General features: G+C 37.4%; 4 protein-coding genes and 1 pseudogene. All 5 read right to left on the reverse strand.

The window, feature by feature from the left end; genetic code table 11:
* Positions 1–73 precede the first annotated feature (73 nt).
* Positions 74–884: pseudogene (locus tag EOJ37_RS13440) on the reverse strand (IS5 family transposase).
* Between the two features lie 113 nt (positions 885–997).
* Positions 998–3,583: a hypothetical protein gene (locus EOJ37_RS13445; RefSeq protein WP_127960410.1), complete on the reverse strand. Its 2,586-nt coding sequence runs from the start codon at positions 3,581–3,583 to the stop codon at positions 998–1,000.
* Entirely contained in the window at positions 3,567–3,980 is a 414-nt protein-coding gene (locus tag EOJ37_RS15110; RefSeq protein WP_420820641.1) for a GtrA family protein, read from the reverse strand. The genes EOJ37_RS13445 and EOJ37_RS15110 overlap by 17 nt, the downstream gene beginning before the upstream one ends.
* A 34-nt stretch (positions 3,981–4,014) precedes the next feature.
* On the reverse strand, positions 4,015–4,728 hold the full coding sequence (locus EOJ37_RS13455; protein WP_127960412.1) for a class I SAM-dependent methyltransferase: 714 nt from the start codon (positions 4,726–4,728) through the stop codon (positions 4,015–4,017).
* Complete coding sequence (locus EOJ37_RS13460; protein WP_206194066.1) at positions 4,719–5,663, reverse strand: glycosyltransferase family 2 protein; 945 nt, start codon at positions 5,661–5,663, stop codon at positions 4,719–4,721. Before EOJ37_RS13460 ends, EOJ37_RS13455 begins: the two co-directional genes overlap by 10 nt.
* Between the last annotated feature and the right edge of the window lie 487 nt (positions 5,664–6,150).

Below are 6,150 nucleotides of genomic sequence, written 5' to 3' on the forward strand. Positions count from 1 at the left end.
CCGGGATCAGTGGTGCCATCTTTTCCCACAGTTCATCGCTAATCTGCCACTTGCTATTTGCCATAATTCACCCTCAGAAATGATCATGATGTATTATACAGTAATTCCTATTGAGATGGGCTCTAAGTCCGCAGGCAAAATGCAACATGGCCTCGTAATTTTCAGCCTTTTTCTCCCAGCGAACCAATAAACGACGATATCGATTAAGCTAACTATGCGTCCTCTCAACGACCCAACGATGGGCTTTGAAACTCTTGCTCTTACTGGCTTCAGACTCCTCTTTCCTAGATTGGATATCTGGCTCGTAACGGCGGCGCTGTAGATACGTTCTTAGCCAGCCTGCTTCGTAACCTTTATCCAGACAGAGCCTGAGCTTTTCTCCCGGACGCCCTGTCTGCAGGGCATCAAGCGTATCTGCAACCAATTTGATGTCATGCGTGTTCGCTGCGGTGACGATCAGCGACAGCCCGTTGGCATCGGTCATCAGACTGTGCTTGACGCCTTGTTTCCCTCTGTCTGTGGGGTTGCGGCCTGTTTTTTTGTCCCTGCCACAGGGGAGGGATTGGGTCATACAGCCGTCCATCGACAGCCATGACCCGTCAATGTACTCGAGATGCTCACAGGCAACTAAACCGTTCTGCCAGAAGCGCTCGAACACGCCTGCATCACACCACTCCTGAAAGCGTCGATGAACATATTCCCGTTGCGTTAAGCGCACTCAATTGACACCCCATCCTCAGAACGAAGAAAATAGCGTTCATGGCGGCACGATTATCAACGCGTTTACGATGCGTTCCCAACGGATGTTGAGTTTTGTGCTCCGGGATTAGTAGCACCATCTTTTCCCACAGTTCATCGCTAATCTTCCACTTGCTATTTGTCATAATTCACCCTCAGAAATGGTCATAATGTATGACACAGCAAGTCCTATTGAGATGGGCTCTCAATTAGCCATTATGCATAAATATTACACTTATTATCTGTACTCACAAAACTCTCATTTTACAAGTATTGGAGCAAAAGTATCCATTTGAATTACAACACCTTTTTTAGCATCAAAATTGATGTCTTTATTTACCCTAAATCCACGATAATCCAATAACTGCCATGATAAATCACAATTAATACAACTATAATTCATTGATAACATATAAGAATATAAATGCGCTGCTAACACCATAGCTTTCTGATCTTTTTGGCAATTAGCATCTGATGCACAATAAAACATAAAATCAGCGCGATTGTATAACTTATGTGTTATTAACTCTTGAATATGTAATATCGGGCCAGCCACCACGGTATTAACACGATTTCCTACAGCTGCGTATGGATTGGCCACCCAAAGGAATCCTGTCAGCAATTTTGATAATCCATTACTAAAAATCAAAATAGTCACAATTATTATACCACTTATTTTTAACGCTCGACTTTTTTTAGTTTCAGCTTGGATATTGCTAGGAGATAAAATAGTAGGGATAATTAGAATTGGCAACAGCGCCCCAACAGTCCAAGTCAATTTAGCATATGCATAAAGTCCACTAAACATGAAAGATAATAGCATCAGGGCAACATAGCAAGAAAAAACTATAAGTATAACAAGTGAGAATCCTGACAGAAAATACCTTCTTCCGAGCCACAATGAATGTACATATATATAAATGACTACAAACACCAATATCCAGGAAAACTTTCCTGATGTTACTTGTACAAAATAAGCCATGCCAGTGAAGATGACATTATGAAACTCTGATGCAATGTTCAAAAACAACTCAGCTGTACCATGGAATGGGGTAAATCCAAGTATAAACGATGCAAATTTTGCCTTTTTATAAAAAGGAAAAACAACGTACTGAGCAATTTCATTTAATCTTGGTGTAAAACTATCAGTAGCTGCATGATTAAAAAGAAAATAAACACCGATATTATCAAATAGTAGAATCAAAATGATAATAAGAAAAACAATCTTGACTTGACCAATCTTTATTGCACGAAAAAAAACCACTCCAATAATTACAAATGTTAACACTGCAAAATACGGATAGAGGAGTATGATCACTGCACTAACCAAGATAAAAGACAATATAGCTTGCCATTTTAATTGACCAGAAACAATGCTTTGATAAAAATGCCATCCTGTATATAAATTCATATACAAAAAGCCAACAAGCAGAAACTGGGCAAAATATGCTTCAAAAAATAACCCAGCCAGAGGAGCTGACATTGCTACTGCCCAAGAGGTAACTAATGCAATGCGCTTGCTTTCTCTCCATTTCAGCACAAGCTCATATGCAAAAATTGGTGGTAAGAACATAAAAAGCATACACAATGCAAGCCAAACAGTACTTGTCGGCAAATTTGTACTACTTGCTAACACTGCAGCCAAAGACAAATCAATTGATCTTAGGCCATAACCAATTAGTCCGCCTTTTTCAATATACTCAAATAATGATAGATTTTGTATGGCAGTAGAAACATTCGTATAAAAAAATGAATCTGTCTGAAGAAAACCAAGATATGCATTCCCTGCAATCGAGGCTGGCCAAAATCCAAGCCAAACACTAGCGAGTCCAGCCAATAGTCCTCCCTTACTCAAAGACGAAAATCGAAAATAATCAATTGATTTATTTCTTAGCATCCAATACACAACATAGAAGAATGTAAGTAAAAAAATCACAAAAACAAACGGAGCAATTTCGTTTCCAGAGAAGAAATAAGATGCTGTATTGTTTATCAAGGCAAATATCGATAATCCAGAAGCAAATGCAAGCAAAGGATTTACAATAAAGTCACCTTTTAAAGATAATGGAGCAAGAAGTAATTTTCCGATATTTGAAAAAAATATCACAAATAAAAGAGCAACCCCTAATGGAAAATAAAAATCTTCAGCAACTAATACAAGCAACTGGAACTTGCTTTTCAATATTAAATGATACTGTTGCTCTGGGGGAATTGTTACGCTCGTCAATAATCGTCCACCACCTAAATTTGCAAGCAATAACGAATCTTTATTTCCCCCAGAAACTTTAACGAATGTATCTGAAATCGAAGCTATACTTCCAATGTAACTCACGGTCACTACTTCACGGGCCGGGAGTTTAATTGTCCGAAAGCCATAGGAATCACTTCTCAGATTTAAACTAGTTTTAAATCCATCGTCACTCGATACACTCACATTTCCTCCATCAGCACGTTGCAGAAATGCCAATTCAGGTTCAGCTGAACGCACGGTAAACACTAGACGGCTACCATTAACTCCAGATTCCACTCTCTCTCCATTGTGAGTAGGAGTCCAGCCATCTGAAACGACTTCAAATTGATCTAACTTCAAACGCGGTGATCCATCAGGGATGGGTAATGCTAATTCAACAATTTGATTTTCTTTTGACAAGTTTAAAACTTCAAGTCTATGCTCAGAAGTATGACTATAATGTTTTAAACTTGTCTCTGTACCATCAACATATACAGTCACTACGGTATCTGCTGCATGTTTCACTGTAAGATGAACTGGAATTAAAAAATAAAACCATATTATCGGCAATAAAATCACAGTAAAAAATAATGATAGTTTAGTAATGGTCTTCAAAAGATGCTTCCCTATATGTCCAATAATTATGCAGTATAAATGAGAGTGGTGGTATTGTGACTGCAATTATTAAGATTCCAAACAAATAATGAAATTCAAGCTGCTGTGCAATCCAAGACATCAATATCGTCCATAAAAGACAAATGATAGATACAATGATGAACCGTAACAATATCTTACCACGTAGCTGTGTCGAAAAACTCCAAACTGTATTTATTAGATATGAAATAATTGTTGCGATAACAAAAGCGATCCCATTAGCACATATAGGAGGCAGTTCAACATACTCAATAAGAAGTGTTGCAATTGTAATATGAATAGCGGTTACAAAGACACCAGTTGTAAGGAAACGCAATAGTTTCGTTAAAAAATGACAATTTTCCATATTACTAATCATCACCCAACAATTCGATAGAATTCATATGAAACTGTTATTTTTTTTCAGCTAAACAAAATGCCGTTAATCCCATAACACGATTTAATCTCATAAATGGCAACTCAGCTCGACAAAAAAAATCAAGAATTCCATTAATCATAGGATGGTGTTTAACTAAGTGTGACTTAGGCTTTTTATTACTAGCGGTGGCTGAATTTATCAATCTGAGTAATGCCGCTATTGGAAACACTGCACCAAAATAATAGGATCCATGTATTACACTAAGACCAGATTCATTTACGATAGACTCTAAGTGATTCAATCTATAACGACGCTTATGTTCAAGAAAATCATCATGCCCACTCCAAAGAAACTGAAACGCAGGCACAGATATCAAGAATTGACAACCCTTTGGTACTTTATCTACATATTCTTTAAGTAACATAACATCATTGTCTACATGCTCCAAAACATCCATGAAAAGTACTAAATCCACTCCGACATCACTAATTTCACGTCGATAATGAATCATCTTGTCAAATTTATTGTCATCAAAGTCAGATTGATAACTGATATCAACACACCAAGCTTCCGTAGCATTTGTATTTGATAAAAGATGTTGAGAAAAAAAACCTGATCCTGCACCAACATCAAGAATTTTATCTGGAACATATCCATTCAGAAATCGCATCATCGCTTTCGATTTTGACCTGTAGTACCAGTGATTTTCAATTTTATCACCAAGAATGTCTATCTCTTTTAGATCCATTTATTATTTAACCCCTCATAAATATGACGTACTAGAAATACTGGACGTTGTTTAGACTCAATATAAGTTCTACCTAAATATTCACCAATTACCCCAATTCCAATCAGCTGTAATCCACCTAGAAAGGTCACAGCAACCATCAATGATGCATATCCTGGCACATCTACACCATAGATTAGGATTTTAAACAAAACATAGACAGCAAAAACAAAGGAAGTCAACGAAATGGCCAAACCAATGTATGTCCAAATACGCAGTGGGACTGTACTAAAGCTAGTAATTCCCTCAAGGGCAAGATTCCACAATTTCCAGCTATTAAACTTACTTGAACCTGCTACACGTTCAGGACGAACATAGTCAATATAAGTAGTACGAAAACCAACCCATGCAAACAACCCCTTCATAAATCGCCTAGACTCAGGTAATTGTTTAAGTGCCTCAATTACAACACGATCCATCAATCTAAAATCACCAACATTTTCAGGGAGTCGAATATTAGCAAGCTTATTATGAACTCGATAAAACCAGTTTGCGGATGTACGTTTAGCTAACGAATCGGAGTTACGATCGATCCGACGTCCTAATACTACTTCATATCCATCACGCCATCGAGCAATCATTTCATGAATAAGCTCTGGTGGATCCTGCAAGTCAACATCAATAGGCACAACAACTTCCCCACTCGCCAGTTGAAGTCCTGCAGTAAGCGCAGCTTCTTTGCCAAAATTACGACTTAGATCCACTATTTTTATTCGAGGATCTTCACGCTGACATTTGATGAGACATTCCAATGTCTCATCAGTACTTCCGTCATTAACGAAAACAATTTCAAAGTTAATAAGTGGGTCTCTTTTTAATTCATCTGAGACTTTACCTACAAACAAGTCAATCATTTTTACTTCATTGAAAACTGGTACAACCAATGAAAGCTTTATCTCTGTATCACATCTCATATTCGCCATTTTATATCCGCCATTTTATATCCCATCTATAATAAAATTCTCATTCACATATAAAGCTGAATCTATATCATAAGCGCATGGAAATTACTTATGAAAATTCCATATCATCATATTTCATTAAGAGCATGGCTCTGTAAAACAAAGTGTTTGGTAGATTAAAATTCTTCGGAATACTACAGCAAGCTGTCATTCTTAGACGTGTAAACGAGGAAGATTTTCTCTGCTTATCTCTTGCTCGTTTATTTTCCTTTGCTGTCTGTGCATTGCTGATTAGCGTATCAATTTATTGCAAATATAATTAACACTTACAAGATGGAAAGTTTTATTGATGCCCCAGGGCAACCGCATGAATGATTAAAATTCACTCTATCGCCCAAATCCTGCATTAAGTATGCGTTCTAAAAAATCTGTTTTCATCCACGCTCGTTTGCGTTTCAGTTTTATACTGAGCTTGGTCGGT

Origin of the sequence: Serratia microhaemolytica (assembly GCF_004011885.1) — a bacterium.
GTDB classification, from domain to species: Bacteria; Pseudomonadota; Gammaproteobacteria; order Enterobacterales; family Enterobacteriaceae; genus Serratia_G; species Serratia_G microhaemolytica.